Source organism: Oleiphilus sp. HI0086, from assembly GCF_001635225.1.
In genome coordinates, this window is the sequence record NZ_LWFZ01000944.1 from 1 (window position 1) to 2017 (window position 2017).

Below are 2017 nucleotides of genomic sequence, written 5' to 3' on the forward strand. Positions count from 1 at the left end.
TTCATCGCGCGAGCGGCTGCCAATCTCCGTAAAGCTTAAGAAAAACTCGTCTTCATCGGCTGCTTTATCCAAAGGAACGATGGTTCCCAGGTTAGATAAAACTTGCCCGTTACCCGCTACATAGTCTTCGTCGTTCAAACTAATGTTTAGGTTTTGGTAGACTTGTCCAACATTTACTTCTTGCCCGTTGATGGCGATCTTCATGCCTCTTAAAGTGATGTCGTCTAGTTCAACATTGTCGTTAAGGCTGACAAAGCGTGCATCAGAGAATAAGTAGCTAAAGCTATCAAACTGGCTGGCTTCAAAGAAAATAAAGTCATCGGCTGTGTCGGGGTCATCGGTATCCACAAGATGAGATACACCAAATAGCATGTAGAATTTCTCACCTACGCCGGAGTTATAGTTTTGGGTGATTTGCTCTTGTGTTAACGCACGGCTATGAATAGCTAGCATCCTTAGCGTGCCTTCCCATAGTTCGTTGCCATCGGTTTCATTACCCAATACGAGGGCAAAACTTTCGTTCCAACCATTTAGAAGGCCAGGGGCTACGCTGTCTTCATCTTCGGTATAGACACCATTAACATAGAGCTTTCTGCCTTGTGTTGCGGAGTAGGTGGCGACAACATGCTGAAGGCTGGCTTGAAGTCTTTCATCTGCATCGGCGGTTGAAAGTGCTTCGTTGAAGTCGTTAGTAGTATTGTAAAAGTCGTAGTTGTACAAGGTCTGTTGCAAAGCAAAGTTACGAGAGCTGGCCGAGCCCGAGTACGACACAATGCGCGAGTCTTCCTGCGTAACATTCGCTGGAACAACCCAAGCCTCTATAGAATATTGAGACGTGCCACGTATTTCATCGTAGAGCTTTTTACTGTCTTCGGTCTTGCCTTGCGCTTTACCGTTGCCGACACGGGTATTGGTTTCTTCGTCGATATACGAAGCGCCAAACTTAATGCCCCAACCGCCGACCCACTCGACGTTGCCGCTCAATTCAAGGTTGATGGCCGGGTCTACACCGCTGGTGTCGTTGGCAAGAGTACCTTCACCGGCTTTGAACTCGTATAGGGCAATCACATCATCTTCATAGCGGCCACCTGAGTTGGCAACGATGCCGTCACCCACCAATACAAGCGCTTTACTGGTAATCAGTGTTTCGTCAATCGCGGCGGCAGTGATCGAATTAGAAAAGGCTTCGATCGCTGTTCTCATTTCAGTTGATGAGGCTTCACAACCAACTTCCCAGCAGTTATGAAACTCATTGAGTAAGCGTTGTACTAGTCGGGAGTTACCGGGGGTTTCCAGGCTAATTCGACTCTGAGCAGCCAGGTAAGAGGTGTCAACATCGGAGCTGCCAATAAAAGGAGTTTGCTGGCCTTCGACATGACAGTCACTGCAATACTCTGTGAGTAGAGGGTAGACAGTGCTTGAGTAGCTTAAAGTATCCTCAGGGAAGGACTTACTGCTCCCAGGGTCTTTGATTTGTGGAGAGCGTAGGATGATTTCATTAGTGCTGGCAGCATTGTCACCCANCCAATTTTCGACCCACCCAGTGAGAATCGTTACACAGGTGTCGATATCGGTGCCACCTTGTCCGTTAGATGCCCAGCAATTATGGCCGTTTGCAACTTTTGTGATAAGAGCCGATTCTGCCGGGTCATCTCGATCGATCAAGCTACTGGCATCAGCAAGTGCCAGGTTAACGTCGTCGAAGCGTGCGAATTTAGGGGACTGACCATCAGCACCGTGGCAAGCGCCGCAGCGGTTTTCAGTAACGATATTTTCCCAAAACTCGGTCTGAAACTTTAGCGCATCGTCAGTTTCTGGCGCAGGGCCTAGATACTCATCGGTACTGGTGTTTTGGTTAGTGTTAGGGTTGTCGGTATTTTCCTGGCCGCTGTCAGTACCGCAGGCGCTAAGTAGAATTAGGGCAAGGAGTGATAAACAAATGCTTTTTAAGGTATTAGTTGCTTTCATTGTCATATCCTCCTATTCGCCCATGCAGTAGGTGGCTGAATCTGCAAAG

Annotated in this window: 1 protein-coding gene; it reads right to left on the minus strand. The window is 48.1% G+C overall.

From position 1 onward, the window contains the following. The coding region (locus tag A3756_RS16945) for a LamG domain-containing protein (RefSeq protein WP_068554038.1) at positions 1-1968 on the minus strand (1968 nt) is incomplete at its 3' end. Positions 1969-2017 lie beyond the last annotated feature (49 nt).